Source organism: Enterococcus sp. GPZ-007, assembly GCF_059374735.1.
Map to the genome: position 1 here is coordinate 1 of NZ_JCAFYN010000126.1, position 375 is coordinate 375.

At 36.0% G+C, this 375-nt stretch carries 1 pseudogene; it reads right to left on the reverse strand.

Annotated features, from left to right (window positions below):
- Positions 1 to 81 precede the first annotated feature (81 nt).
- Positions 82 to 375, reverse strand: a pseudogene (locus AC4J95_RS21200) (hypothetical protein); the annotation flags it as partial.

Here is a 375-nt window from a genome sequence, read left to right on the forward strand (position 1 = left end):
CCTAATTGATCAATCTAAGAATTACGAGCATGACAAATAAACGTCAAAAACTGCACTTTTGACTAGAAACACTTTCTTTAGTTAAGCAGTGACACTTTCTTTTTTAACAAAATCTTCTGGCAGTAATCCTTCTGTAATAAGAAGCTTCGCTGCTTGTTTAATTGCTTTATCTTTCTGCTTTTGAATAAGATTGTCTGGCATATCAATCTTATACAAATCAGTCGGATTCCAAACTTCACCAGTAGAGAGCATGTGATAAATCGCTGTTAACATCATTCGAGCAATGGCAATAATGGCACGTTTTTTACCACGACGTTTGTAGATTCGCTCGTATTTCACACGGTAATAAGGACTCTTTTCTGTCGCTTTTACTGC